Raw genomic sequence first — 25,057 nt, 5'->3', positions numbered from 1 at the left:
TGTTGTTACATGGAAGGCAATAAGAAAAAAGAATTGATAGAAGAAATCATTGGGCAATTGAAAGACCATGAGCTACCTTATCGGGAAGGCTCCTGGGAAAAGTTTGCTTCAAAGCATGGGGTAGCAGCACCGCCTTCTTCCACCTGGAAATATTGGAGTGCGGCAGCCGCTGTACTCTTATGTTTTGGTGTGGGCTATTGGGGGTTGAAAAATAATTCTTCGGTAGCTCCGTCTTCTGCAGTTTTAATACAAAATGATAAAAATAGCGAGGTTATCGCCGATAATAAAGATTTAAAAGAATCTATTCAGCGCTCGTTGTCTGAGGTCACCGGAGAGCAGGGGCTAAGTGAAAAGGAGCTATTGCGGGATAGACCTTTTACCTATTCGAAAGCCGATAGCCAGCCCGCTGATAACAGTCAGCAACAACAGTTTGTTTTATTTGGTGGAAAAGCAGTCTCCGGAAACACCATCAATGTATCAAATAATTTTGCTGCTCTAGGTGGGCGGACTATGCAATTGCGGAATAACACATTATCCGCAGAGATCAATCTGGATGATCCTACGGTTACTGCTTCGGTAGATATCAGGACTGGGACACAGGTTCCCACAACGCATTCAAATGTGACATCAGCAAACTCGAAAGCTGCGCTTTCTTCTTCTACTTCTACACAGACCCAGCGTGAAGCTGCCCGTCTTGCTGCGCTATATGCTGGACAACAGGACAACCGGAGGGGGAGTGTGATGATGAAATCCAACGACCTTGATAGGAAGTGGGAAATGGGCGCATTTGTGTCTCCAGCTTCCACTGCTGAAAGTATCACGCTTGGCGGAGGAGTTGCCCTGGCCTATAATGTTTCGAGTAAGATCAGTATTCGATCGGGGGCTTCCATCCAACATTATGGTGCTGTTTCGGGAAATACGCCTATTACACCGGCTATGGCTTCCAATTCATTTGAAAAAGTGAATGCGCCAAGTTATCTATCGCAACCTAACGGTTTGAATAACGCTTTTATGAAGGGTTTAGCAGATGCAACAGAAGCCAAAAGCAATGAACGGGTCTCCGGTAAAATCCTGACGGTAGATATCCCTGTCGATGTACGTTATGCGATTAACAAGAATTTTTATACTTCTGTTGGCGTTTCTTATGTTGGTGTACTGGATCAGGAACGTGCTACAATATATGAAACAAACAATACGGAGTATAAGCAAAAATCCACGGAGAAAAACGTTGATGATAAAGGTGTGAATGGTTTTGTGAATTTTTCGGTTGGTCGAAAACAGAAAGTTGGGAAGCTTTCCATTTCTGTGGAGCCCTATTATAAAATTCCGGTCGGCGGGCTCAGATCATCGGACCTCAATTATAGTAACGGTGGGGTGAAAATTATTACGAGCTTCTAATAAAAAAATATTCAAGAAAATAGAAATGAACCCTTTCCCCAGCTACCCAGAAATGGAGCGGGCATACATAAAAAAGCCCACGAATTTTCTATTCGTGGGCTTTTTATATTATTTTGTTTAACTTGTTTATAGTTCATCTACACGTACCCAACCCATTCCAGCAGCCTTAGCACCTTCAACTCCTGGAATCCCGTCTTCGTAGACCAGGCATTTTTCGGGCGCAATGTTTAACTGTGAAGCAGCCAGTAGGAATGGTTGTGGAGAGGGTTTCCCTTCTGGGGTATCGCCGGCGCAGACCAATGTTTCCAGGTCATCCCATACGCCTATTGTATTTAGCGTCATCGACAAGGTTGTTCTTGTGCCACCTGATACAGCAGCAATATGTTTTTTACCTTTTTGATACTTTAAATGTTCGACAACATAGTCTACGGGTTTTGTTTTAAAAACATACTCATCCCGAAATATCGTAGATTTCAGTGTTGAGAACTCCTGATAGTCGAAGTCCACGTCATAGCGTTTACTGATTTCTTCTGCGACAGCTACTGTCGGCCAACCGGCTGTTTCATCGATAAGATTAACATCCAGCTCAACACCATAATGTTTGGCTGCGGCTTTATAGGCTTGTTTATGGGCATCCATATTGTCGGCCAATGTACCATCGACATCAAATAATAAGGCATCATAGGACGCGGCGAGAAGGTTTAGCAGTTCAAATTTACGTTGCGATTCAGGTGACATATCTTTTTAATAGTGTGTTGTAAAATTAAAAATTATATTTGGAAGCACAAAAAACAAGACGCCTTTCCTTCATCAGAAGGAAAGGCGTCTTATCAACTACAAGATGCTTTTAGCATCTACAACAAAGGCTTATTTGATTAGTGTGCACTTAAGTTCTTCGCTTTTTCTTCATCAAAATTAGCTTCCAATTCAGCCAATTTTTTCTTACCGTAAGCCATTCGCGTGATCACGACGAATAAAACCGGAACGATAAAGATTGCCAAAAGTGTTGCCGCAGTCATACCACCGAATACGGTCCACCCGATTGTCTGGCGGGATATGGCACCGGCACCGTGTGATAACATGAGTGGAATAATACCGAGGATGAAGGCAAAAGAGGTCATGATAATCGGCCGTAAACGCAATTTTACAGCATCTAAGGTTGCTTCATAGAGATTCATCCCGATATCAACACGCTCTTTGGCAAATTCCACAATCAGGATCGCATTCTTGGCGGCAAGACCAATGATGGTGACCAAACCGATCTGTGCATAGATATTATTATCTAAAGATGGTATCAAAGTTAAGGTCAGGATTGCTCCAAATACCCCTAAAGGAACCGATAGGAGGATAGAGAATGGTACGGACCAACTTTCGTACAATGCTGCTAAAAGCAAGAACACAAATAGGATACACAAGGCAAAGATCTGAACAGTTTTTGATCCGGACTGCATTTCTTGCAGCGAAAGACCGGAGAACTGATAATCAAATCCTTCAGGCAATGTTTGCGCAGCAACTTCTTGCAAGGCTTTCAATGCATCTCCGGAGGAATAACCCGGTGCAGAGCTACCATTGATCTCAACACTTCTAAAGATATTGTAGTGGTTGATGATTGAAGGCATAGTCATCAATTCATACTTGACCAGGGTACCCATCGGTACAGGGTTTCCTGAAACATTGTTTACATATAGTTTGTTGATGTCCTCAATATTCATGCGGTACGGAATATCAGCTTGTGTCACGACACGGTAACTACGACCATATTTCGTAAAATCATTAACGTAGCTACTACCCAAATAGGATGATATTGTCGAATAAATACTTGAGATAGGCACGCCCATACGTTTTGCCTGTTCACGGTTTACTTCCAATTTGTAGTTTGGAGAGTTGGTGTTAAATAGGGTATAAGCCATTCCGATTTCTGGACGTTGGTTAGCAGCCATCAAGAATTTGCCGACTGTCGCTTCGAAATCTTTGATATTTACAGTCTGTAAATCCTGTACCTGCAACGAGAAACCTCCTGACGTACCTAGGCCTGGAATTGCTGGCGGTGTAACAGCCAATACCCTAGCTTTGGTATAGCCTTGGTATTTGCCCATAATCATACCAGCAATATCATTTGCCGTGCGTGTACGGGTTTCCCAAGGTTTAAGAGAGACGAACACTGTTGCACCATTGGATTTAAACGCGCGGTTCAGAATATTGATACCCGAAATTGCGGTGACATACTTGATTTCTGGAAAGGTCTTATGTAGATCGGCCTCAATCTCTTTAAGAACTTCATTTGTACGTGCAGAGGAAGAACCTTCTGGTAAAGTTATCCCTGCAAAAAATGCTCCACCATCTTCAGAAGGAATAAATCCTGTTGGTTTGGTTGTAAACATCCAACCTGTTCCGATAAAAATACATAACAAAATGATCAAAACAAGTGGTGCTTTTTTGATGGCCTGTTTTACACCTCTTGAATACTTAATCGTTACTTTTTCAAACCATACGTTGAATTTGTAGAAGAATTTGTTCAACCCTTTTGCGCCTTCATGAACTGCTGTTGGTTTCAATAAAAGGGAACATAAGGCTGGAGTAAGCGAAAGGGCAATAAATGCCGACAACATTACGGATACGGCAATTGTGATTGCAAATTGTTGATACAATTTCCCCACCATTCCTGGAATAAAGCCTACCGGAACGAATACCGCTGCCAAGATAAGGGCAATTGCGATAACGGGAGCGGTGATGTCGCCCATGGCACGACGTGTTGCTTCTTTGGCATCCAGTTTATAATGGTCGATATAGTGCTGTACAGCTTCCACGACAACGATGGCATCATCCACCACAATACCGATGGCCAATACAAAGGCAAGCATGGTCAGGTTGTTGACCGAAAAACCAAAGATCAGGAAGAATATGAAGGTACCGATGATGGATACGGGGATTGCAAGTACAGGGATTAATGTTGCCCGCCAGCTTTGAAGGAAGAAAAATACCACCACTGTCACTAATATCAATGCTTCAACCAAGGTGTGGATAACCGAAGAAATAGAAGCATTTACAACTGACACAGTCTCGTAACTGATCGTATAATCTACATCCGTTGGAAAAGATTTCTTTAATTTTTCCAAAGCATCGACAATTCCTTTTGCAGATTCTACGGCATTTCCGCCAGGGGTTTGATTGATCATCATGGCAGATGAGGTCATGCCATTTACGGTAGACGATGTACCATAATTGAATTGACCCAATTCAACACGAGCAACATCCTTCAAAAGTACGATAGATCCATCTCTGTTGGTTTTTACAACGATGTTTTCAAAGTCCTCGGGATTAGAAAGGTCACTATCGGTAATGATTGGATATTCAAATACCGTAGAAGATTCTTGTGGACGTCCACCAACGCTACCGCCAGGTATGCGGGAGTTTTGTTCCGCAATTGCTGTGGATACATCAGCAGGGGTCATGCTCAGATTGGCTAATTTGTTTGCATCTAGCCATACGCGCATAGAGAAGGGTTGCCCAAAAGCGGTTACATCACCGACGCCTTTAACACGTAATAATGCATCTTTAACATATAAGTTGTTGTAATTTGCCAAGAAATTTTCACTTCTTGTTCCTTTTGGTGAAGTTAAAGCAACCAACATCAAGATATCGTTATTGGCTTTACGGGTTGTAATTCCTAAACGTCTTACCGCTTCCGGAAGGGCTGGTTCCGCAATTCCTACGCGGTTTTGTACGTCTAAGGTCGCTATATCGATATCCGTTCCTACTTCAAATGTCACAGTAATTGTTGCTTGACCATTTGAAGTACTATTGGACGACATATAAATCATGCCTGGTGTACCATTGATCTGACTCTCAATAAGAGTCGTAACGGTTTGTTCAACCGTCTGTGCATCTGCTCCTGTATAGTTTGCTGTAACTGTAACGGTTGGCGGCGCAATAGAAGGATACTGGCTAATTGGCAACGTAGAAACTGCAATAATCCCGATAATTGAAATCAATATCGAAATAACAATTGCGGTAACTGGCCTCTTAATAAATACTTCTGAAATCATGCTATATCTTTTAGATTCTCTTTAAAAAATTAATGGTGTTATTTTCCTTGAGGCGCGCCTTTCGCAGCCTGTTGGGCAGCGACAGCAGCATCAATTACTTTAACTCCATTTTGGACATTCATGGTACCGTCGACGATAATCTTTTCGCCGTCTTTGACACCTTCTTTAATCACGATTTTATCACCGGCTTTAATACCCAGTTTTACTTGACGTATTTCGGCCTTACTGCTGTCGTTGACGGTATATAGGTTGAAGACACCTAACTGTTCAAAGACAGCTTTGTAAGGTACGACAACTTCTTCTGTAGCCGATGTCGTTGATACATTCATCGTAATATTCATACCAGCCCGCAGTTCATTGGCATTGTTCGGGAACGTAGCGCGCACTTTGATTGTTCCGGTTGCCGGATCTACTGCACGGTCGATCGTTGTGATCGTTCCTTTTCCTTCGTAAGTACTTCCATTTGGTAGCAAAAGGGAAAGATCCGAAGAAGAGTGGCTGCTTTGTAATTGGATAAATTTGCTAATGTCCTTTTCGTTTACCTGAAACTCAACAGCAATTGGGCTAGTTGAAGACAAGGTATTCAACAAGGTCGTACCTGGATTAACCAAAGCACCCAAACGTACCTGTGATATTCCGATTGTACCGCCAAATGGAGCCCGAATGGTCGAACGCGATAAGTTTGTATTCGCAGTGACCAATGCTGCACGAGCAGACTCTACCTGTGCCTGAGAAGCCGCTACATTTGATACTGCATTGTCATAAACCTGCTTTGCAATCGCATCCTTATCTGCCAATGTTTGGTAACGCGCCAAATCTCTTTTTTGTCGGTCCAAATCAGTCTGTGCTACCTGTAGGCTAGCTTTAGCCTGTTGTACTGCCGCATTGTAGCGTGTTCCATCAATTTCGTATAAGGCCTGACCTTTAGAGACCACAGCACCATCTGAAACATATATTTTGGTAATATAACCGCTTACTTCTGCAAATAGGTCTGCTTCGTTCAACGGTTTGACTGTTGCCGGATAGCTGATTGTACCTGTAACAGTCTCATGAGATGCAACACCAAAGCTCACTGGAACAACTTTTTCAGCCTGGGCCTGTCCTGCACCTTGCTTTTTTGCATCTTTATTTCCACAAGAGGTCCATACTAAAGCTGTCCCAAGGAAGAAAGCGAATAATAATTGTCTTTTATTCATGATTTGTATTAGTTTCCGTTTATTGATTAATTTGTGTGGATTGCCCCAACTGCTTTCTGAACATCCAATTTGCTTGATAATAGCGCATAGAGAGAGTTCAGATAATTAAGCTGTGTGGTTTTGAGATCAGTCTCTGCGGTCATTAAATCGAGGTAAGTTTTGATACCTTCGTCATATTGCAATTTGATTGTCTCGTATACTTCTTTGGAGAGCTCCACATTTTCTTTAGCTGTTTTCCAGTCATTTAAATTCGCATTATAGGTTGCTTTTGCCAACGAATATTCAGTGTTAATACTGTTTTCTAAATTTTTGATGTCCCAGTCAATTCTCTCCTCCTGTAATCTGGATTTATTGATTTGTTTTTTGCGTTTAAACCCATCGAAAATCGAAAAAGAAAGATTTAGGCCAGCAACTGAACCAGGGAAGTTATCGGAATAAAGTTTGCTGAATTTATCATTTCTATAGTTGAATGCATAATTATAAAAAGCACTTACGCTTGGTAAATACGTCCATTTATAATACTGCGTGCTCAACTGTTGAATCTTTTTCGAGGTCTCCAATTGTTGGAATTCAATTCGATTAGAGACATTTATTCCGGCGGTCGTGTCTAGTAGAACCTCCGATTCCATGCTACTATTGTCAAATGAAAGCGTCAGATTTTTGCTTTTATCCAATGCTAGCAACTGTTTGAGGTATTCGTATTTATATTTGCGAAGTTCAACCGTTCTTTTCTCGTCTGCATTTGAATTTGCCAAAGCAATTTGCGCTCTCTTATAGTCGGTTTTATCAACCAGTCCTACATCATATTGTGACTTTGCATCTTTCAATTGTTTTTGGAGACGAGCGATATTTTCCCGTACAATCTTGATCTGCTCTTCCGAGGTTAGAATATCATAGTAAGCCTTACTCACCTCTACAACTGCAGTTATTTTTTTGTTCTCCGTATTTTGTTTATTACCGAGACGCACCAGCTCAGCTGCTTTTTTCGCCTGCATGAGCTCAGGGTTGAGGATCTGTTGATCTACTTGAAGTGTTAATGCACTTGCATTATTCTGTCCCATTTTGATATTATTTCCGCCAATATTTGCTAGTGGAACAATGACGTTATAATTGTAACTTCCTTTTAGGCCCAATTGAGGATACCAACCTGAAAGGGAAATATCGATATCCTTTTCACCGATGGTTTCGTCCAATTGTGCTTGTTTTACAGAAATTTGATTACGCAAGGCATAGTCAATCAGCTGCTGAAGTGTTGCATTTGCCGGCAAGCTTTCAGATTGCTGTTGTGCAAATCCTGTATTACTCAAAAGCGACAGAGCCGCCAAGGAATAAACGATTTTATTAAACTTCATATATGTAATTAATTATTTTTTTCTCTATTAATCGCACCGTCCCAAATAATGCCAGTCAATTCCTCAATATTCTGTTCCGAAAATTGGAGGCCTTTGAATTTGATACTATGGACTGTTGCAAGCGCCACGCCAATATAACTTGCTACTAAAAGATGAACATCGACCTGCTTTAAAATTTTTTGATCAATGCCTGCTTGTAGAAAGTCCAATACTTTATTTTGTCCACCGACAGGCTCTTGTATTTCAGCTTTATTCTTTTCATGATATGGAGAGGAGAAAAACTGTTCAAAAAAACTGAAGATCGTTTCGTTTTCCAGATAAAACTTAACGAAGTTGCGCCATACATGAACAAAAGAAGCCCTGTAATCCAAGTCATCTGCCATGCCATTAAAAACAAAATCGTTCAATAGTGAGCGACAGTGTTTGAATAGCGCAAAGATCAGATCATCTTTTGAGGGGAAATAGTGGTAGATAGTTCCTATCGCTACATCGGATTCCTGTGCAATTTTACTCATTGGCGTCCCGTGGAAACCATTGGTGTGTATCAGTTTGAGTGTGGCAGCAAAGACAGCTGCTATTTTTTCATTTGTGTGCATCAATCGAACGTTCATTCGGTTGCAAAATTAGTGATTAATTTGACGCCAAACTGTCAAATTATTGTTATAAATCAATAAAAACCAAAACAAATTGGTCCAATAATACAATAAGGAAAAAAGATTTAAATTGTTTTGGTTAGGGGCGATTATTTTTTTGCCGACCAGATATAGCCTGCATTTTCTATAGCGGAGGCTCAAAAAGAGAAAGGAACTTGATAGCAGTTCCTTTCTCTTTTATTGACAATTTTTTAATTGTTTTTCCACTTCATTTAGGGGAAATATTTCTTTGCCTTTGTTGATCTTTGTGTTGATATAGGTCAGGACATAAGCGATATCAACTGCCGAAAGATTTGAAGCCGGCATGGTATTATTGAATTTCCTACCTGCAACTTCGAGTTCGCCCGCTGTTCCATATTTAACAATACAGGCGAGCTTTTGCTGATTGTCTTTCAGAAACTTGGTGTCTGTGAGTGGGGGATATAGGTTCCCCAATCCTTCTCCTTTTTCGCCATGACAATTTTGACAATGGGTTAGGTAGACTTTCTGCCCATTTACAGTATACTGCGCTGTCCGGATGTCAACTTCATTCTGACAACCGATCAGAGCCAATAGCAGGCTACCAATGATAAGACAGGCTTTAAGGAGCGGATGCATATTAGTTTTTGTTTTCGTTTAATAGCTTTGGCAGGTCATTCAATAGCTTTTGAACCTGCTCATCATTTGTCCCATCATATGCGCCGCGGATGCGTTTATCCTGGTCAATTAGGACAAGATAGCCCTGATGGTCATAACCTCCAGGGGCATTTTTATCTTCCGCCGTATACACAAGATATTGGTTGGCGATACCGTATATATCGGCTTTTGTGCCTGAAACAAATTGCCAATGATCATTGCTCACGCCCAGCTTATTTGCATAATCTTTCAATACGTGGGGCTGATCATATTTAAAATCTATGCTATGGGATAAAAAGCGAACAGCATCGTTGTCTTTATATTGGGTGTAGATTTTTAGTAGATTACGGTTCATTGTTGGGCAGATGCTCGGACAATGGGTAAAAAAGAAATTTGCAATATATACTTTTCCTTCGAAATTCTTTTCCGAGATCATTACACTATCCTGATTCAAAAACTTAAATGCCGGTATGGTATGATAAACCGTATCTATCACTTGCTTTCCATCTACTGTTTTTGCAACGGCTTCCCGTTCGCCATAAATGGGCAAATTCGACTGACTTGTGTTTTTACAAGAAAATAAACCAAGCAATATGCTCGTTGCACAACAAAGTTTAATTATAGATTTCATCTGTTTCTATTCTTTCATTATAAATTTGCCTGTCGGCCTTTCTGTCCTGCTCTTAGGCAGTTATTAAGTGTTGCAAAGCTGTTTAGAACTTCTTTAATTTATCTTGGCTTTCTTTCGAAACAGCATCAAATATTTTCTTCATATCCGATACTTTTTGCAGTTCAGTTTCAAAATATTTAATATCCGTGCTGTCGGGTTTGTATTCCTTCATCCAGTCCATCATATGGTCTGTCGCACTTTCCAGATTGGCTTTTAATATACCAAGTTCTTTTTTTGTCACTGTGGTATCCAAGTCCGGCTTAGCTGCTTTAAGTGATTTTAGATTATTTAAGATAGAGTCTATTTTAACAGCATCGCGGTCAAAATGAGCGATCTGGGGCATGATTTCATCATGGATTTTGATTGTTGAATCTTGTAAAACTTTTACATTGTTTGTGCCAGTGGTTCCACATGCCGCTATTGCCAAGGATGCGATAGCCATGAAAGCGATTTTGTTCATGTTTCTATTTTTTGGTAATTGGACAAAGATATCAAATTCTTATTGCTCAATCTTTCGATTTCTATCCGGGAATGTAAAATTCAGGTCACGAATGTAGGTTTCGCAATGCACTACAGCACATAGCTCGTCATTTTTATCCTTTATTTCCAGGCTCAGGTTTTTGACAATTTTACCTTTCGTAAGGATATTCTGGGTGCACTCAGCCAACAACTCGTCTGAAAGCTGAACGGCATAGCGCAAACTGGTTTTTCCAGGTTTCTTAAAATCAATCCGTGATGATTTGAGCCAGGCAACAGTCTTTTTAAAGCCTGCTTTTTGAAGGTATTGATCAATCAGTATCGGGAATATGGGATCAGCGGCAGCGAAGATCGTACCGCCAAACAAGGTTTTGTTGGTATTGATATTGAATGGGGTTTTGTAAATTTTTACCTCAGCTCCTTTGAAGCCTGGGTTGATCTTTTTGACCCAGATTCCCTGAAATAGAAAGGGTGGGTAAAAGCGCAATAGCCATGTTAATGCACGCGGACTGTATCTCATGATACAAAAATAGAACAATGTGTGGGATTATTTTTCGAAATCTTGGTTTTATTCATTCACTGTGGTATTTTTATGGCATCAAAAAACCTAAAATGTCAACATTAAAAGATAAGCAGACCGAAAACAAAAAAATATGGTTATTGGTGACAATAGCTTCACTGGGATATTTTGTCGATATCTACGACCTTATTATTTTCTCTATTGTCCGTATTCAATCCTTTACAGATATTGGTGTACCGGTAGCGCAGATGCGGGTAAAAGGTGAGTTTGTCCTGAACATGCAAATGGGCGGCTTATTATTGGGAGGAATTATCTGGGGGATTATCGGTGATAAATACGGGCGTTTAAAAGTCCTGTTCGGTTCTATTCTTCTTTATTCTTTGGCGAATATTGCCAATGGCTTTGTGCAGGATGTGTGGCAATATGGGATTATCCGTTTTATAGCTGGCATCGGATTGGCTGGCGAATTGGGTGCGGGGATCACTTTGGTCTCGGAAAGTATGCACAAGTCAAAGCGCGGTTATGGCACAATGCTGGTCGCTAGTGTGGGGGTATTAGGGGCTATTCTTGCCTATTTCGTGTCTGAGGAATTCAATTGGCGTACGGCTTATTTTGTCGGTGGTGGAATGGGCTTATTGTTGTTGCTTTTACGTGTTGGTTCTTTTGAGTCGGGTCTTTTTAAAGAGCAGGATAAAAAGGATGTTACCAAAGGTGATTTCAGGATGCTTTTTACAGATAAAGGTCGGTTGAAACGTTATATTAATTGCCTCTGTATTGGTTTGCCAATCTGGTTTGTTGTTGGGGTATTAGTGACACAGGCTCCGGAAATCGGGAAAGCGTTGGGTGCATCCGAAACCCTAAGTGCAGGGAAAGGGGTGATGTTTGCTTATATTGGAATTTCCATTGGGGATGTGCTTGCCGGTATCTTTGCGCAGCTGTTAAAATCCCGGAAAAAGGTTGTTTTTATCTGTCAGCTGATTATTATCGGTAGTTCGCTATGGTATCTTTTGAGTGTAGGAATTACGGCTAACAAATTTTTGATTTTAGCTTTTATTATGGGTTTAGGAGTAGGGTATTGGGCAACATTTGTGACAATTTCAGCGGAGCAATTTGGTACCAACCTTCGGGCAACTGTGGCTACGACGGCACCTAATTTTGTACGTGGTGCCCTAATACCGTCCACAATGGTTTATGGACTTTTGGTGAATTCTTTTGGCATTGTCCCAGCGGCAATTACAATGGTCTTGTTGCTTTCTGGTATCGCGATATATTCTTTGTCCCAACTCGAAGAGAGCTTCGATAAGGATCTGAATTATCTCGAAGAGTAAAGCGAGGTGGTTGACAGAAACTATTTTTTTCGGCCGGGACACTTTTTGCAACGTTTTCCTTCTTTGTATTTTTTACAGCATTTTTTGAAACAAACACAGGAAAAATCAGAAAAAGGATTCATAGCGACACTTCTAAATTGAAATATGCTTGCTCTGCTTTCGCTCTCACACTTTCCCACAAAGGATTCAATAACTTCGTTCATGCGACAAAGTTACAATTTGTTTAAAATAATTCTAAATAAAAATGTTGTTTTTACATTTTCTTGATTAGGTTCTCGATTACTTTCGGGAAATGCTGGTGTTCCAATTGCTGCCCTTTGAACTTAATGATATCCAAGGTATCACCGGCATCTACCTTAAATTTCGCCTGATAAATAATCTCGCCCTCATCAAAGTGCTCATTGGCAAAATGAATGGTAATACCATGTTCCTCTTCTTTGTTGGCCAAAACCGCTTTATGCACGTGATCACCATACATGCCTTTGCCTCCATATTTAGGTAGGAGAGCAGGATGGATATTGATGATCTGGTTTGGATAGGCTTTTAAAAGATTGTTTGGTACAAGCCACAGGAAGCCGGCTAGGACAATCAGGTCTATATTCAGATTTTTAAGGATGTTAACGATATTGTCCGTGTTGTAAAATTCATTGCGATCAAATATATGGGCAGGGATTTCAAAATTGTCAGCGCGCTGAATAACATAAGCATCAGGATTGTTGGACAGGATCAGCGCAACCTCAGCTTCATCTGAGTATTTGAAATGTTCCATTATTTTTTGAGCATTGGATCCTGAACCTGAAGCAAAAATGGCAATTCGTTTTTTCACGATTAATGAGTATTAATAGATTTGATCGATTTAAAAATTAGTCCAAACTTACGCATTTTTTGTAAAAAAAATAAAATATTGGCGAATAGAGCCGCATTTTTAATTATTATTGGTTATAATTAATTGAATATTCATTATCAGTTTAAAATTCTTTAACATGAAGTTACGCTGTTCTCTATTTTTTGTTTGCACATTTTTCCTTTTACAATCCTTGTTTGCCCAGGCGCCCAAAACAATTCCAGCATTTGCATTTGATGAGGTCTATCAATCGGGTAAATTCAATGCTGACAAGTTACCCAAGACGGGTTATATTGTGTTGGACTTCTACGATCCGGGTTGTGGTCATTGTCAGAAAATGGGAGCGGGAATTGCGCAGAATTTGCAGAAGCTCAAACACGTAAACTTTTATTTTATATCCATGAACGATAAAGTCTATGTGGACGGATTTATTAATATGCATGCCAAAGCACTGAAGAATGCGGCCAATGTGAAATTTTTATTTGATTCCGGAACACAGTTTATTGAAAAATTTAAACCCAGTAATTATCCTTCACTGTATGTTTATGATGCTAAAACGAAAACTTTGCTGCAGCATCTGGACGGGGAGGATGACGTGAAAAAATTATTGAAAGCCGTAGGGATCTCGAATTAGAATTGCGCATTAAAGTAATAGCGGGATGACAGACTATCCTCCTGCAAAATAAAAGCCCCGCATGATTGGCGGGGCTTTTATACTTATTAAACATGCTATGATTAATTTTCCTGTTTATTGATAAAGACGAATTTTCCATCGAATACATCCAGCCGGATAATGGAATCGCGACTGACTCTGCCAGATAAAATTTCTTTGGAAAGCTCATTCAGAATACGTTTTTGAATGACACGTTTCAACGGTCTGGCGCCATAGATTGGATCGTATCCGAGCTGTGCCAACCAATCCATTGCCTCATCTGAGGCTGTGATAAAGATATTTTGCTCAGCCAGTTGTTTTTGGACATGCGAAAACTGAAGTCGCACAATATCACCAATCTCATCTCTGCTCAATGGCGTAAACATAATAACTTCGTCGATACGATTCAGAAACTCTGGACGTATAGACTGTTTGAGCAGGTCAAATACTTCAGTACGGGTCCTTGCAATGATCTCCTCTTTATTATCATCATCCAAACGGCTAAAATTCTCCTGAATAATATGCGATCCCGTATTGGAGGTCATGATAATGATGGTGTTCTTAAAGTTGACTGTACGTCCTTTGTTGTCGGTAAGGTGACCATCATCCAGTACCTGTAGCAAAATATTAAATACATCGGGATGCGCTTTTTCGATTTCATCCAGTAATACAACCGAATATGGATGTCTGCGTACAGCTTCTGTAAGCTGCCCCCCTTCGTCATAACCCACATATCCTGGAGGCGCGCCGATCAAACGGGATACGGCATGTCTTTCCTGATATTCGGACATATCAATACGCACCATGGACTGTTCGTCATCGAATAAAAATTCAGCCAGGGCTTTTGCGAGCTCAGTTTTTCCAACACCGGTTGTACCAAGGAAAATGAAGGAACCTATTGGGCGTTTTGCATCATTCAATCCAGCCCTTGAACGCCGAATTGCATCAGAGATCGCTTCAATGGCCTCATTTTGACCCGCCACCCGTTTGTGAAGTTCTTCTTCCAGGTTCAACAGTTTTTCCCGTTCAGACTGAATCATCTTGCTCACTGGTATTCCTGTCCATTTGGCAACAACATCAGCGATATCTTCGGATGTGACCTCTTCCTTGAGCATACGTTTGCTGTCTTGTTTTTCTGCTAGTTCAGCTTTGAGCTTTTCTACTTTTTCCTGTGCTTCTTTGATTCGTCCGTAACGCAATTCGGCTACTTTGCCATAATCACCGGAGCGTTCGGCCTGTTCGGCTTCAAGCTTATAGTTTTCAATATTTTCAATTTCTTGGTTTACATTGTCCACTAAACTTTTTTCCGCTTGCCAGGAAGCTCTTAAGTTGTCGCGTTCTGCGGATAAGTTGGCAATGCTTTCTGAAAGTTCCTGTACCTTTTTGTCATCATTTTCACGTTTCAGTGCCTCGCGTTCAATCTCCAATTGCATAATACGACGTTCCAATTCATCTACGGCTTCTGGAACAGAATCCATCTCCAGCCGTAATTTGGATGCAGCTTCGTCAATTAAGTCAATAGCTTTATCCGGTAGAAAACGGTCGGCGATATAACGTTGCGATAATTCCACCGCTGCGATGATAGACTCATCTAGGATACGTACTTTATGATGTGTTTCATATCGTTCTTTCAGTCCCCGCAGAATGGAAATTGCATCCTGTGTGTCTGGTTCTTCGACCATTACCTTTTGGAATCTGCGTTCCAGCGCTTTGTCTTTTTCAAAGTATTTTTGGTATTCATTGAGTGTGGTCGCACCGATGGCACGTAGTTCACCTCTTGCAAGGGCAGGTTTCAGGATATTTGCGGCATCCATGGCGCCTTCACCGCCTCCAGCACCAACTAAGGTGTGGATCTCATCAATAAAGAGGATAATCTCACCATTGGAATCTGTGACTTCCTTGACAACAGCTTTCAAACGTTCCTCAAATTCACCTTTATATTTAGCTCCAGCAACCAGGGCTCCCATGTCCAGTGAAAATACAATCTTGGTTTTGAGGTTTTCGGGCGCATCACCTTTGATAATCCGATAGGCAATTCCCTCCGCAATAGCAGTCTTACCAACACCCGGTTCACCCACAAGTATGGGGTTGTTTTTGGTACGGCGTGAGAGAATCTGCATGACGCGCCTGATCTCCTCATCACGACCGATTACAGGGTCTAATTTACCAGATTCTGCATATTCATTTAAGTTACGCGCATATTTTCCAAGCGCGTTGTAAGTTGCTTCCGCATTTTGGTCGGTGACACGGCTATTGCCCCGTAATTCTTTAATGGCTGTCTTTAGATCTTTTTCCGTTACCCCTTGTGACTTTAATAAGGAGGATGTTTTGTCTGATGTTGCCAATATTCCCAATAGGAGATGCTCGACAGATACAAATTCGTCGTTAAATTCTTTGAGATATCCCTGTGCTTTTTGCAAGGCGTTATTTGCATCGCTGCTCAGATAGATGTTACTTCCGCTTACTTTGGGGAAGCTTTCGATTTGTTTGTCAAGCTCTGTACCAAGGTAGGAGATGTTGACGTTCAATTTCTTTAATAGGTGACTGACAACATTTTCATCTACAGTAAGTAATGCTTTTAGTATATGTGCTGTTTCGATGGCCTGTTGCTGATTTCCAGCGGCTATCTCCGAAGCTTTTTGTATTGCCTCTTGGGCCTTGATTGTGTAATTGTTAAAGTTCATTCTGTATCGCTTAATTAAAGTTTTGTTGATATGTATGGATATAACAATTGAAATGCCATTCGGGTTTTGTGCGGTATTTCGGAAAAAATGGCATTAATATTTATTGAATCATGACAAATTTTCATTATTTAAAAATAATACGGTTGATTTTTAAATAATTGGCCTAAAAGCAGGTAAAAATTATTGTGCGGGGCTTGCATTTTTGATTTAGGCTTTCGATATTTGCAGCATCTTAAAACGGAGGTCGTTTGAAGATTGAAAAGAAGTAAAAGCCTCTTTAGCTCAGCTGGTAGAGCAACTGACTTGTAATCAGTAGGTCATTGGTTCGATCCCGATAAGAGGCTCTTTATTGAGCGATACTCATTAAACTTCTTTAAAAAGCCTCTTTAGCTCAGCTGGTAGAGCAACTGACTTGTAATCAGTAGGTCATTGGTTCGATCCCGATAAGAGGCTCTTTTGAGCGATACTCATTAAAATTCATTTAGAAAGCCTCTTTAGCTCAGCTGGTAGAGCAACTGACTTGTAATCAGTAGGTCATTGGTTCGATCCCGATAAGAGGCTCAAAAAAATCCCCAGGAATTTCCTGGGGATTTTTTGTTTTTAGTCTAAGTTTAGCTTTGCGGCTTGTGCTATTTTCTTTGGTATATCGGTATTATCCATTTTCTGATTGAACAACTCAGCACCAGCACCAATGGCGTAAACAGGAGCATAGGCAGCTGAATGGTTGTTGGAAGCCCAGGCAATAGAGCCCATACGGTTCAGTATAGCGATAGTTAAAGCAGCGATTTTATCATCACTCGCATACAAACTTTTTGCGGTCTCATTCTGATGATCGACGAAACTCCTTTGGTAGGCTTCTTTTAGCGATTTGTCATCCGCCGCATTGACTTTTACCTGATCATATAAACCTGTGTTTGTCGAAAGCAGGTTTTTCAGGTCATCCCAAGAGGCGTTTGCTTTGTTTTTGCGGAGGTTGCCGATTTCATTTGAAAGCGCTGCATGTGATAATTTTTGGTTGGCCAGCAACTTTGTTCTTAAAGTAGAACTGCCATTACCGATGCCCAGTCCGCCAGTTTCATGATCTGCAGTGACGACAATGAGGGTTTCTTTGGGGTGTTTCTTATAGAATTCATAGACAAGTTCTGCGGCTGAATTAAAGTCCAATACTTCCTGAATTGTTGTGGCCGCATCGTTAGCATGGCAGGCCCAATCTATTTTTCCGCCTTCAATCATCAAAAAAAAGCCGTTTTTATTGTTTTGTCCCAGAGATTGGATCGCTGCAGCGGTAATATCTGCGAGTTTCAGATCGGATGGTTTTTGGTCTATGGCATATTTTAATGCATCCGTAGCAGTTCCATCTGTATTCATCAGGATAATTTTGTCAGATTTACCAGAATGTTGCGTATAGGCTTCTTTTCCCTTTATAATTTTATAGCCTGCTTTTTCAAATAGTGGAAAAAGGGAAGGCGCTGGTTGTTTATCGAAAGTTGTTTCGGGTTTTAGGAAATTGGATCCGCCAAAGAAGTCAAAATTGGAGCTGATGATTTCTTTTCCGATTTCGTAGTACATGTCGCGGTCAGGCTGATGGGCATAAAACGATGCGGGGGTAGCATGATCTATGCTCACACTTGTGATGATACCGACTTTCTTTCCTTTTTCTTTGGCTGCATAAGCGATACTTTTGTGCGGTACGGTTCCGGTGCTGTCCATTCCGATAACACCATTCTTTGTCTTTTTGCCTACGGCAAGTGCTGTACCGCCGGCGCCAGAATCGGTGACACCGTTAGATTGGGAGTTGGTGGAGGCAAAACCTACGTAGGGAAATTGCGTGAAAACCAAAGGTACTGTGCTGTTTTTTTGTTGGAGTTCCGCACGGTGTATTTCGGTCAGATTGACTTGATTAAGTCCCATTCCGTCACCGATCAGATAAAAGATGTACTTCGCTTGTTGGCTAAAAGCTGGAAATACGTAAATAAAAGCAAAGAGGAAAAGGAATAAAAAGCGTTTTTTCATTAGTGTGATAAATAAAATAAATGACGGCAAATTAATAAGCCCGGATTAGTTTATTGTTAATTCAGTGTTATGAATACTTTTCATGTTACTGTTGGTCGGCAGTTTCTGAAAGCTGTTTGATATCTTCTACTGAAATGATATTAATGCGTTCTTTGCGGGTATGAATGGACTGTATCATCGCCTTGGCGACCGTAGTAACAGGAAGTGCTTCATAGGTCTTAAAAAGACCGATACGATTAAAAGCGCGTAATGCGTTTATACCGATCTTTTCACCCAAGCGATCCGTATGGGGACGGATCAAGCCTCCTGGCTGTACAATAATAAGTTGCCCGAAATCTAGCGCTTTAACATGTTGCTCCAGGCTTCCTTTCATTCGATTGTAGAAGATCTTCGATTCAACATTTGCGTTGACTGCTGAAAGTAATACAAAACAAGGGATTTCATTTTTCTTAGCAAACGCTGCAAATTGCAGATTGAGGTCATGATCCACTTTCCATTGGGCATCTTTACTACCGGCATCTTTACGTGTAGTACCCAGGCAAGAAAAAGCAACCTCGCCGCGAATTTCCTGTTCGAATTCCTGTAATCTGTCGAAGTCTACAATGATCTGCTTTAATTTGGGATGTTCCTCAAACGCCTTTCGGCGCAAGAGGAGAACGACCTCGGTGAAATCGGATGATTTTAATAACTCCTGAACAAGTACTTTTCCAGTTGCACCAGAACCACCTATTAAAACTGCTCTCATGTCATTTATTTTTTTGTTTACAGCAAAAACCTATGGCGCATCCCTGATAATCAGGATGGCAATAGGGGATTGATAAATAGAGTTTTTACCTTAGTGTCTCTAATCTTTGTAATTTGGTTTTCCGGGAGTAAAACGTACAATAGACTGATCCAGGCGTAGGGTCTCTGCCACGGTAATTAGATCTTCCTCGACAATGAAATTTTGATCAATGGAGGTTTTTATTGTTGTAAAATCTTCCTGATCGGCGTCCTGAAAATAGAGTAAGGATTGGATGGTCGATACAGCCACAAGTTCAAGTAATTCATCTTCGCCTTCATAACCCACATAGAAGAAATCTGCCATAATTATATAATTTGGTTTTATACGAATATACTTTATTTAATCCTAAAATCAGTGATTTCAACGTGAAAACTTATCAGGGAAAGGTTGTTTTTCTATAAAATGTTGAATTTAAATTTTCTTATGCGGACACTTATTTCCCTCGTAAAAATGCCTTATATTTGAGGGAATCGTTATTAAATAAGTATTAACAATAAGATCATATAAAGATGGATAAAGAGCAGATACAAAATTGGTTGGATAGTGGGTACGATATATTGCACCATGGTAGGCCGGTTAAAGTTGAGGGCAATCTATGGGATTATATCGATGGATTGGGAAGCTATGAAAACGTGTTTGTATTGCGGGAACTGATTTATTGGACCGAGGAGGAGCTGGCAAATATCGGAAAACAATAGCGCGATCGTGAATCCCCTGTTGCCTATTGGAGATTCAAGACCGATCGTATTTGCTATTGCGTTGTTAAAGAATAATATTGCGTTTAAAGGCACATCCCAACTCGATCAGTGAATCGGTCTTTGCAATGCCTGGAATGCTATCGATTTTTTCATAGAGCAACTGGCGCATATGTTCGTGGTTCCGGGCAATAATTTTGACATATAAGGTGTAGTTCCCAGTGATGTAATAACATTCGGTGACTTCAGGGATCTTTTTCAATTCCGAAATGATGCGACTTGAATCATGATCTTTTTCCAGACTCAGGCCCGTAAAAGCCCCCCAATCATAACCTAATCTTTTTTCATCCAATACAGGTTTTATACCTGTTAATATCCCTTGCTCCATGAGACGATTGATACGTTGATGGATCATGGTATTGGATACGCCTAATGCCGTTGCGATAGCAGAATATGCCATTCGGCCATCCGCATCCAGGTATTTTAAAATTTTAAGGTCAAATTCGTCTATGCCGTTCATTGTTATGTAGGTTTAAAAGTTAATTTTAATATTTTAATGCTAATTTAGTGTTAAATTCCATTATTTTATCTTAAAAATAGTAAAAATTGTATATTTGTTATTATTTGAAATAAAATCCAAATTATGAGTATGGTATCTAAACAAGGAAACGGAGCGGCATTTATTGCCAAGGAAGAGAAATATGGAGCACACAATTATCATCCCTTGCCAGTCGTGTTGGAGCGGGCAGAAGGAGTGATGGTATGGGATGTTGATGGTAAATCTTATTTTGATTTCCTTTCAGCATATTCAGCAGTCAATCAGGGACATTGTCACCCACGTATTATTGCTGCCTTGACCGATCAAGCTCAAAAGTTGACGTTGACTTCGCGTGCTTTCTATAATAACAAACTTGGTGACTTTGAGGAAATGATCTGCAAGCTATTCGGCTTCGATAAGGCTTTGGTTATGAATTCAGGAGTAGAAGCTGTTGAAACAGCAATGAAGATTTGCCGTAAATGGGCCTATCAAGTCAAAGGTATTGCAGCGAATCAAGCTAAAATAGTTTTTGCCAAAGATAATTTTCATGGACGTACCATTTCGGTGATATCCGCTTCAAATGATACAACAGCAACCAACGATTTCGGCCCTTTTGTGGATGGAATTGCATTGGTACCCTACAATGATATCGAAGCATTGGAACGTTTGTTCAAACAGGATAAAAATATCGGCGGTTTTATTGTTGAGCCGATTCAGGGGGAAGCGGGAATTGTTGTCCCGGATGCAGACTATTTGAAACGTGTACGTCAGTTGTGTACAGCCTATAATGTGCTCTTTATTGCAGATGAAATTCAGACAGGTATCGCAAGAACCGGAAGCATGTTGGCTTCTTATGCCATTGATGATGTGAACAGTGCAAGTAAACCGGATGTATTGATATTGGGTAAGGCGCTATCCGGTGGTGTTTTACCTGTCTCAGCGGTATTGGCAGACGATGCTATTATGTTATGTATCAAACCGGGGGAGCATGGCTCTACCTACGGTGGTAATCCACTGGCTTGTGCAGTAGCAATGGAGGCGCTACAGGTTATACTGGATGAAGATCTGATCAATAATGCCCGTAAAATGGGGGATCTATTTTTGGAGGGACTGCGAAAGATAGCGGCTAAATCGGATATGATCACCGAAGTCAGGGGGAAAGGTTTATTGACTGCCATTGTGATCAATGCTAGTGAAGAAAGTGATTTGGCTTGGAATATTTGCTTGAGATTTAAAGAAAATGGTCTTTTGGCCAAACCTACTCATGGCAACAAGATTCGCTTAGCGCCACCTTTGGTCATTACAGAAAGTCAGATTGACAGTTGTCTGGAGATAATCGAACGATCGTTGACTAATATGATTGAATCATGAAGAAAATGATTGAATTGATCAAAAACAGATCCGATATTGGTGCCGGTACAAGAGGTTCCGACTTAGGCATAGATGCGATCGAGATTGCTGCGATTAACAAAGGAAGCCAGTATTTCATTAATTATCCCTTTGTGGATGTGCCTACACGAAATAGCTCCATTTATCAAAATGACAACCATCCTTTTGGTAAACATATCCAACAGATCTACGAACAATGTAAGCAGGTGGCCTCCACTGTGGAGGATAGCCTTTCGGCGGGTAATTTTCCTTTGGTATTTTCTGGCGATCATTCCTCAGCGATGGGAACGATCAGTGGCATAAAATCGGCTTATCCGGATAAAAAACTGGGTGTGATTTGGGTTGATGCACATGCAGATATTCATTCACCCTATACGACACCTTCGGGCAATATGCATGGTATGCCTTTGGCAGCTATGTTGAATGAAGATAATCTGACTTGTAAAATTAATGAAATCGATCAGTCCACGCTGGAATTTTGGAATAAACTGAAGCGCATTGCTGGTCCGGCCGAAAAAATACAACCAACGAGTTTAATTTATTTTGGAGTTAGAGATACCGAGAAACCTGAGGATCTTTTGATTGAGCGTTTGGGAATAAAAAATTATCGGGTCGAAGAAATTCGCCAACGGGGCATTGGGGACTGTGTAACCGAAGCATTGCTCGGTTTGCAGAACTGTGATATGATTTATATCTCTTTTGACGTGGATAGCATGGATAGCGAATTGATTTCAGATGGTACCGGAACGCCTGTTCCCAAGGGCTTTATGCCAAAGGAAATCGTCCTTATATTGGAAGAAATTATACGATCTGGAAAAGTAAGCTGTTTGGAAATCGTCGAAGTAAACCCTTTGTTGGACAATAAAGGAAATAAGATGGCGGAAGTTGCGTTTGATATTTTGGAACGCATAACACCACTGATCGAACTCAAATCTGCTGGTAATCTGTAGCACTATTTTGATTTATTTAGTGACTGATTGTTTGTAATTTCTTTGGCTTAAACCAGCTTTTTCTGAATAGATTGACGACATTTTAAATACAAGAAAAAGAAACGCAGCTGCATACTTTGTATTAAATATGCTAAATCAATAGACACTGAGGGGTGTCCGATATGAGGATCGGATACCCCTTAATTTTTTGCTTTTTGGGATAAAATCTCTTATAACTTATTTTCAATAGCTCAATTTTCAATCAGTATGCTTTTTTGGATAGTTTTTTCGTACATGGTAGGGGCTTCATTGAACCAACATGCCCCCAACAAGGCATATTGAAGGCTAATTGTTTGGTTTTTCGTTGGTGATTCTTTGCTTAAATAGCAAACAAATAGCAAACAAATAGCAAACAAATAGCAAACAAATAGCAAACAAATAGCAAAGAAAGGGCACGCAAACGGCAAACAAACACCAAAGAAACGGCAAAGAAATAGCAATGAATAAGCAAAGAAAAGATGCTTTAACTCAATGCGAGTTCCTAATCTTATATTAAGTTTCATCTGATTTAATATTCTCTTAACATGTTAACTCTTAATTTTACACAGCGATTATTTACTGCAAATGAGGATTTCTTACACGACTATATTTTTGATCAGCTTTTTGGCATTATTGTTTTTTCCACAGCTGACTGTTGCACAAGCCGATTCATTTAAAGAGATCCGGATATTAAGTCAAAATTATCCGGATTCAGCGATCGTCCAGGTAAAAAAACGGTATGCAAAGGCTGTCAATGACCATGATCTGCTGCTACAGGGAAATTGTCTACAGGCCATCGGTTGGTTATGTGTAAATCAAGGACATTACGCTCAAGCACAGGACTATTATTTCCAGGCAGATCGAATTTATACGCAGCTTGAGGCAAAACAAGCACTGGGATCCAACTGGAGCGATATTGGCGAACTCAATATTTTCAACAAGCAACATCAATTGGCGAAGGAATACTTTAACAAGGCTCTACACACATTCAAAGCTGAAAATAATCGTAATGGTGAAGCATCTGTGCTAGGGAATATAGGCCATCTTTTTGAAAAAGAGGGGCACTATGATTCGGCATTTGTTTATCAAAATCAGGCTTTAATGATCTATCGCGAACAGGCAAACCATAACGGTGAAGCTAAGATCCATGAAAATTTGGGTAGCATCTATGAAGATCTGGGGAAATATGATAGTGCGTATGCTCATTTTGCAAAAGCCAAGGATTTATATCAGGAAACACAGGATAACTATGGAAAGATCGTGGTGATCAATAATATGGGGGATATTTTTAGGAAAACTAATAAATATCCTGAAAGTATCCAATTGACCCAACTGGCTTTTCGCTTGGCGGAAAGTCTTGGGGATATCTATCAAATGGCGTCAACAACAAAAGATCTCAGTAAAACATATGCGCTATATGGACAGCTGGATAGCGCGTATTTCTATGCTGAGCGAAGTCGCAAACTGGTACTGGAGCTTTACAGTGTAGATGGGGCACGGCACACGGCTTTCTTTCAGGCGCTATATGATATGAACCAAAAAACAGAGGAAATAGAAAAATTACAGACAAACAAACGGATAAATTCAATTTTGCTATTCGGAACGATTGTGGTACTGATCCTGTTGAGTGTACTTTCATACGTACTTTATAGTCGGCAGAAAATAAGGATCAAAACCCAGATTGCCGAATCGCGAAAGCAGGAAGTGGAGCGTGAACTAGCCGAAATAGCACTCAAAAATCAGTTGTTGGAAGATAAGCAGCTCAAACAGGAGTTAACGCTGAAGGAAAGAGAACTCACATCCCATACACTCAACCTTATCCGCAGTAATCAATTTCTGGAAGAACTTCGAGACGAATTGAAAGTCCTGGTCAAAGACGATCGACGGGATCAAAAGAAGCCTATGCAACGGCTGGTACAACAGATCAGTGAACATATCACGCAAGGCATCCATTGGAAAGAGTTTATGGGGACATTTGAACGCGTACATCATAGTTTCTTTGAAAAACTGATCAAGCTATTTCCTGATCTGACCGCCGCCGACATGCGCCTGATCGCATTGCTAAAAATTAATCTCAACAATATAGACATCGCGATCCTGTTGGGGATATCACAAGATAGCCTTCGGGTGGCCCGGCATCGGTTAAGGAAAAAACTAAAATTGGAACAGGGCGAGGATCTCGCAGGATATTTGATACGTATTTCATAATTTTTTAACACAAGGGTAACCTAACTT

The 25,057-nt window shown here is 40.5% G+C and carries 22 protein-coding genes and 3 tRNA genes; 10 read left to right on the top strand and 15 right to left on the bottom strand.

The features are described 5' to 3' along the window. Window positions 1-9: 9 nt before the first annotated feature. On the top strand, window positions 10-1,398 hold the full coding sequence (locus ABDW32_RS21395) for a hypothetical protein (protein WP_343565870.1): 1,389 nt from the start codon (window positions 10-12) through the stop codon (window positions 1,396-1,398). A 126-nt stretch (window positions 1,399-1,524) separates the two neighbouring features. Here ABDW32_RS21395 and ABDW32_RS21390 read toward each other — a convergent pair whose 3' ends face one another. The 9 genes from ABDW32_RS21390 to ABDW32_RS21350 all read right to left on the bottom strand — a co-directional run bounded on the left by ABDW32_RS21390 (window position 1,525) and on the right by ABDW32_RS21350 (window position 10,927). Then, the gene (locus ABDW32_RS21390) at window positions 1,525-2,136 is read right to left on the bottom strand and encodes an HAD-IA family hydrolase (protein ID WP_343565869.1); all 612 of its coding nucleotides are present in this window, start codon (window positions 2,134-2,136) and stop codon (window positions 1,525-1,527) included. A gap of 137 nt (window positions 2,137-2,273) precedes the next feature. Further along, complete coding sequence (locus ABDW32_RS21385) at window positions 2,274-5,444, bottom strand: multidrug efflux RND transporter permease subunit (RefSeq protein ID WP_343565868.1); 3,171 nt, start codon at window positions 5,442-5,444, stop codon at window positions 2,274-2,276. A gap of 38 nt (window positions 5,445-5,482) precedes the next feature. Then, on the bottom strand, window positions 5,483-6,640 hold the full coding sequence (locus ABDW32_RS21380) for an efflux RND transporter periplasmic adaptor subunit (RefSeq protein WP_343565867.1): 1,158 nt from the start codon (window positions 6,638-6,640) through the stop codon (window positions 5,483-5,485). A gap of 26 nt (window positions 6,641-6,666) precedes the next feature. Continuing rightward, window positions 6,667-7,992, bottom strand: coding sequence for a TolC family protein (locus tag ABDW32_RS21375; protein WP_343565866.1), 1,326 nt, complete (start codon window positions 7,990-7,992; stop codon window positions 6,667-6,669). Between the two features lie 8 nt (window positions 7,993-8,000). Then, the gene (locus ABDW32_RS21370) at window positions 8,001-8,588 is read right to left on the bottom strand and encodes a TetR/AcrR family transcriptional regulator (protein ID WP_343565865.1); all 588 of its coding nucleotides are present in this window, start codon (window positions 8,586-8,588) and stop codon (window positions 8,001-8,003) included. 234 nt (window positions 8,589-8,822) lie between these two features. Next, window positions 8,823-9,242 (bottom strand): cytochrome c, encoded by a 420-nt coding sequence (locus ABDW32_RS21365; protein WP_343565864.1) that lies wholly within the window; start codon window positions 9,240-9,242, stop codon window positions 8,823-8,825. A 1-nt stretch (window position 9,243) separates the two neighbouring features. Beyond that, a complete protein-coding gene (locus ABDW32_RS21360; protein ID WP_343565863.1) occupies window positions 9,244-9,891 on the bottom strand; it encodes an SCO family protein in 648 nt (215 codons plus the stop codon). A gap of 82 nt (window positions 9,892-9,973) precedes the next feature. Then, the gene (locus tag ABDW32_RS21355; RefSeq protein ID WP_343565862.1) at window positions 9,974-10,390 is read right to left on the bottom strand and encodes a transposase; all 417 of its coding nucleotides are present in this window, start codon (window positions 10,388-10,390) and stop codon (window positions 9,974-9,976) included. 39 nt (window positions 10,391-10,429) lie between these two features. Further along, window positions 10,430-10,927 carry a DUF4442 domain-containing protein gene (locus ABDW32_RS21350; RefSeq protein WP_343565861.1) on the bottom strand — a complete coding sequence of 166 codons (498 nt, stop codon included), beginning with the start codon at window positions 10,925-10,927 and terminating at the stop codon, window positions 10,430-10,432. Between the two features lie 92 nt (window positions 10,928-11,019). On the opposite strand from ABDW32_RS21350, the gene ABDW32_RS21345 reads away from it, so the two are divergent. Continuing rightward, window positions 11,020-12,255 carry an MFS transporter gene (locus ABDW32_RS21345; protein ID WP_343565860.1) on the top strand — a complete coding sequence of 412 codons (1,236 nt, stop codon included), beginning with the start codon at window positions 11,020-11,022 and terminating at the stop codon, window positions 12,253-12,255. A 253-nt stretch (window positions 12,256-12,508) separates the two neighbouring features. Here the strand turns inward: ABDW32_RS21345 and purN are convergent, their stop codons facing one another. Further along, entirely contained in the window at window positions 12,509-13,081 is a 573-nt protein-coding gene (purN, locus tag ABDW32_RS21340; RefSeq protein WP_343565859.1) for a phosphoribosylglycinamide formyltransferase, read from the bottom strand. 157 nt (window positions 13,082-13,238) lie between these two features. On the opposite strand from purN, the gene ABDW32_RS21335 reads away from it, so the two are divergent. Next, window positions 13,239-13,733, top strand: coding sequence for a redoxin domain-containing protein (locus tag ABDW32_RS21335; protein ID WP_343565858.1), 495 nt, complete (start codon window positions 13,239-13,241; stop codon window positions 13,731-13,733). A 101-nt stretch (window positions 13,734-13,834) separates the two neighbouring features. Here the strand turns inward: ABDW32_RS21335 and clpB are convergent, their stop codons facing one another. Further along, entirely contained in the window at window positions 13,835-16,435 is a 2,601-nt protein-coding gene (gene clpB, locus ABDW32_RS21330; RefSeq protein WP_343565857.1) for an ATP-dependent chaperone ClpB, read from the bottom strand. A gap of 271 nt (window positions 16,436-16,706) precedes the next feature. Between clpB and ABDW32_RS21325 the strand changes: the two genes are divergently transcribed. The 3 genes from ABDW32_RS21325 to ABDW32_RS21315 all read left to right on the top strand — a co-directional run bounded on the left by ABDW32_RS21325 (window position 16,707) and on the right by ABDW32_RS21315 (window position 16,996). Then, window positions 16,707-16,779, top strand: a tRNA-Thr gene (locus tag ABDW32_RS21325). 36 nt (window positions 16,780-16,815) lie between these two features. After that, window positions 16,816-16,888 (top strand) — tRNA-Thr (locus ABDW32_RS21320). 35 nt (window positions 16,889-16,923) lie between these two features. Continuing rightward, window positions 16,924-16,996: transfer RNA gene (locus ABDW32_RS21315), tRNA-Thr, on the top strand. 39 nt (window positions 16,997-17,035) lie between these two features. Here the strand turns inward: ABDW32_RS21315 and ABDW32_RS21310 are convergent. The 3 genes from ABDW32_RS21310 to ABDW32_RS21300 form a co-directional block, all read right to left on the bottom strand. Next, the gene (locus tag ABDW32_RS21310) at window positions 17,036-18,448 is read right to left on the bottom strand and encodes an alkaline phosphatase (RefSeq protein ID WP_343565856.1); all 1,413 of its coding nucleotides are present in this window, start codon (window positions 18,446-18,448) and stop codon (window positions 17,036-17,038) included. An 85-nt stretch (window positions 18,449-18,533) separates the two neighbouring features. Then, window positions 18,534-19,193 carry an NAD(P)H-binding protein gene (locus ABDW32_RS21305; protein ID WP_343565855.1) on the bottom strand — a complete coding sequence of 220 codons (660 nt, stop codon included), beginning with the start codon at window positions 19,191-19,193 and terminating at the stop codon, window positions 18,534-18,536. A gap of 99 nt (window positions 19,194-19,292) precedes the next feature. Next, window positions 19,293-19,535: a hypothetical protein gene (locus ABDW32_RS21300; RefSeq protein ID WP_077434188.1), complete on the bottom strand. Its 243-nt coding sequence runs from the start codon at window positions 19,533-19,535 to the stop codon at window positions 19,293-19,295. A 206-nt stretch (window positions 19,536-19,741) separates the two neighbouring features. On the opposite strand from ABDW32_RS21300, the gene ABDW32_RS21295 reads away from it, so the two are divergent. Continuing rightward, the gene (locus ABDW32_RS21295) at window positions 19,742-19,930 is read left to right on the top strand and encodes a hypothetical protein (protein ID WP_077434186.1); all 189 of its coding nucleotides are present in this window, start codon (window positions 19,742-19,744) and stop codon (window positions 19,928-19,930) included. 64 nt (window positions 19,931-19,994) lie between these two features. Here ABDW32_RS21295 and ABDW32_RS21290 read toward each other — a convergent pair whose 3' ends face one another. Further along, window positions 19,995-20,447, bottom strand: a complete 453-nt coding sequence (locus ABDW32_RS21290) for an Lrp/AsnC ligand binding domain-containing protein (RefSeq protein WP_343565854.1) — start codon at window positions 20,445-20,447, stop codon at window positions 19,995-19,997. 123 nt (window positions 20,448-20,570) lie between these two features. On the opposite strand from ABDW32_RS21290, the gene rocD reads away from it, so the two are divergent. The 3 genes from rocD to ABDW32_RS21275 all read left to right on the top strand — a co-directional run bounded on the left by rocD (window position 20,571) and on the right by ABDW32_RS21275 (window position 25,030). Continuing rightward, on the top strand, window positions 20,571-21,836 hold the full coding sequence (rocD, locus tag ABDW32_RS21285; RefSeq protein ID WP_343565853.1) for an ornithine--oxo-acid transaminase: 1,266 nt from the start codon (window positions 20,571-20,573) through the stop codon (window positions 21,834-21,836). Beyond that, the gene (rocF, locus tag ABDW32_RS21280) at window positions 21,833-22,804 is read left to right on the top strand and encodes an arginase (RefSeq protein ID WP_343565852.1); all 972 of its coding nucleotides are present in this window, start codon (window positions 21,833-21,835) and stop codon (window positions 22,802-22,804) included. Before rocD ends, rocF begins: the two co-directional genes overlap by 4 nt. Window positions 22,805-23,407: 603 nt before the next feature. Then, the gene (locus ABDW32_RS21275; protein WP_343565851.1) at window positions 23,408-25,030 is read left to right on the top strand and encodes a tetratricopeptide repeat protein; all 1,623 of its coding nucleotides are present in this window, start codon (window positions 23,408-23,410) and stop codon (window positions 25,028-25,030) included. Window positions 25,031-25,057: the final 27 nt, after the last annotated feature.

It is taken from the genome of Sphingobacterium sp. (assembly GCF_039596235.1).
In the GTDB taxonomy this organism is placed as follows: Bacteria; Bacteroidota; Bacteroidia; order Sphingobacteriales; family Sphingobacteriaceae; genus Sphingobacterium.
Note: the sequence above shows the minus strand (reverse complement) of the source record. Positions and strands in the feature narration are given on the sequence as shown.

Bases quoted from the DNA above. Each gene is read 5' to 3' on its own strand.
- ABDW32_RS21395 (WP_343565870.1), top strand. From the start codon at position 10: ATGGAAGGCAATAAGAAAAAAGAATTGATAGAAGAAATCATTGGGCAA.
- ABDW32_RS21390 (WP_343565869.1), bottom strand. From the start codon at position 2,136: ATGTCACCTGAATCGCAACGTAAATTTGAACTGCTAAACCTTCTCGCC.
- ABDW32_RS21385 (WP_343565868.1), bottom strand. From the start codon at position 5,444: ATGATTTCAGAAGTATTTATTAAGAGGCCAGTTACCGCAATTGTTATT.
- ABDW32_RS21380 (WP_343565867.1), bottom strand. From the start codon at position 6,640: ATGAATAAAAGACAATTATTATTCGCTTTCTTCCTTGGGACAGCTTTA.
- ABDW32_RS21375 (WP_343565866.1), bottom strand. From the start codon at position 7,992: ATGAAGTTTAATAAAATCGTTTATTCCTTGGCGGCTCTGTCGCTTTTG.
- ABDW32_RS21370 (WP_343565865.1), bottom strand. From the start codon at position 8,588: ATGCACACAAATGAAAAAATAGCAGCTGTCTTTGCTGCCACACTCAAA.
- ABDW32_RS21365 (WP_343565864.1), bottom strand. From the start codon at position 9,242: ATGCATCCGCTCCTTAAAGCCTGTCTTATCATTGGTAGCCTGCTATTG.
- ABDW32_RS21360 (WP_343565863.1), bottom strand. From the start codon at position 9,891: ATGAAATCTATAATTAAACTTTGTTGTGCAACGAGCATATTGCTTGGT.
- ABDW32_RS21355 (WP_343565862.1), bottom strand. From the start codon at position 10,390: ATGAACAAAATCGCTTTCATGGCTATCGCATCCTTGGCAATAGCGGCA.
- ABDW32_RS21350 (WP_343565861.1), bottom strand. From the start codon at position 10,927: ATGAGATACAGTCCGCGTGCATTAACATGGCTATTGCGCTTTTACCCA.
- ABDW32_RS21345 (WP_343565860.1), top strand. From the start codon at position 11,020: ATGTCAACATTAAAAGATAAGCAGACCGAAAACAAAAAAATATGGTTA.
- ABDW32_RS21335 (WP_343565858.1), top strand. From the start codon at position 13,239: ATGAAGTTACGCTGTTCTCTATTTTTTGTTTGCACATTTTTCCTTTTA.
- clpB (WP_343565857.1), bottom strand. From the start codon at position 16,435: ATGAACTTTAACAATTACACAATCAAGGCCCAAGAGGCAATACAAAAA.
- ABDW32_RS21310 (WP_343565856.1), bottom strand. From the start codon at position 18,448: ATGAAAAAACGCTTTTTATTCCTTTTCCTCTTTGCTTTTATTTACGTA.
- ABDW32_RS21305 (WP_343565855.1), bottom strand. From the start codon at position 19,193: ATGAGAGCAGTTTTAATAGGTGGTTCTGGTGCAACTGGAAAAGTACTT.
- ABDW32_RS21300 (WP_077434188.1), bottom strand. From the start codon at position 19,535: ATGGCAGATTTCTTCTATGTGGGTTATGAAGGCGAAGATGAATTACTT.
- ABDW32_RS21295 (WP_077434186.1), top strand. From the start codon at position 19,742: ATGGATAAAGAGCAGATACAAAATTGGTTGGATAGTGGGTACGATATA.
- ABDW32_RS21290 (WP_343565854.1), bottom strand. From the start codon at position 20,447: ATGAACGGCATAGACGAATTTGACCTTAAAATTTTAAAATACCTGGAT.
- rocD (WP_343565853.1), top strand. From the start codon at position 20,571: ATGAGTATGGTATCTAAACAAGGAAACGGAGCGGCATTTATTGCCAAG.
- rocF (WP_343565852.1), top strand. From the start codon at position 21,833: ATGAAGAAAATGATTGAATTGATCAAAAACAGATCCGATATTGGTGCC.
- ABDW32_RS21275 (WP_343565851.1), top strand. From the start codon at position 23,408: ATGAGGATTTCTTACACGACTATATTTTTGATCAGCTTTTTGGCATTA.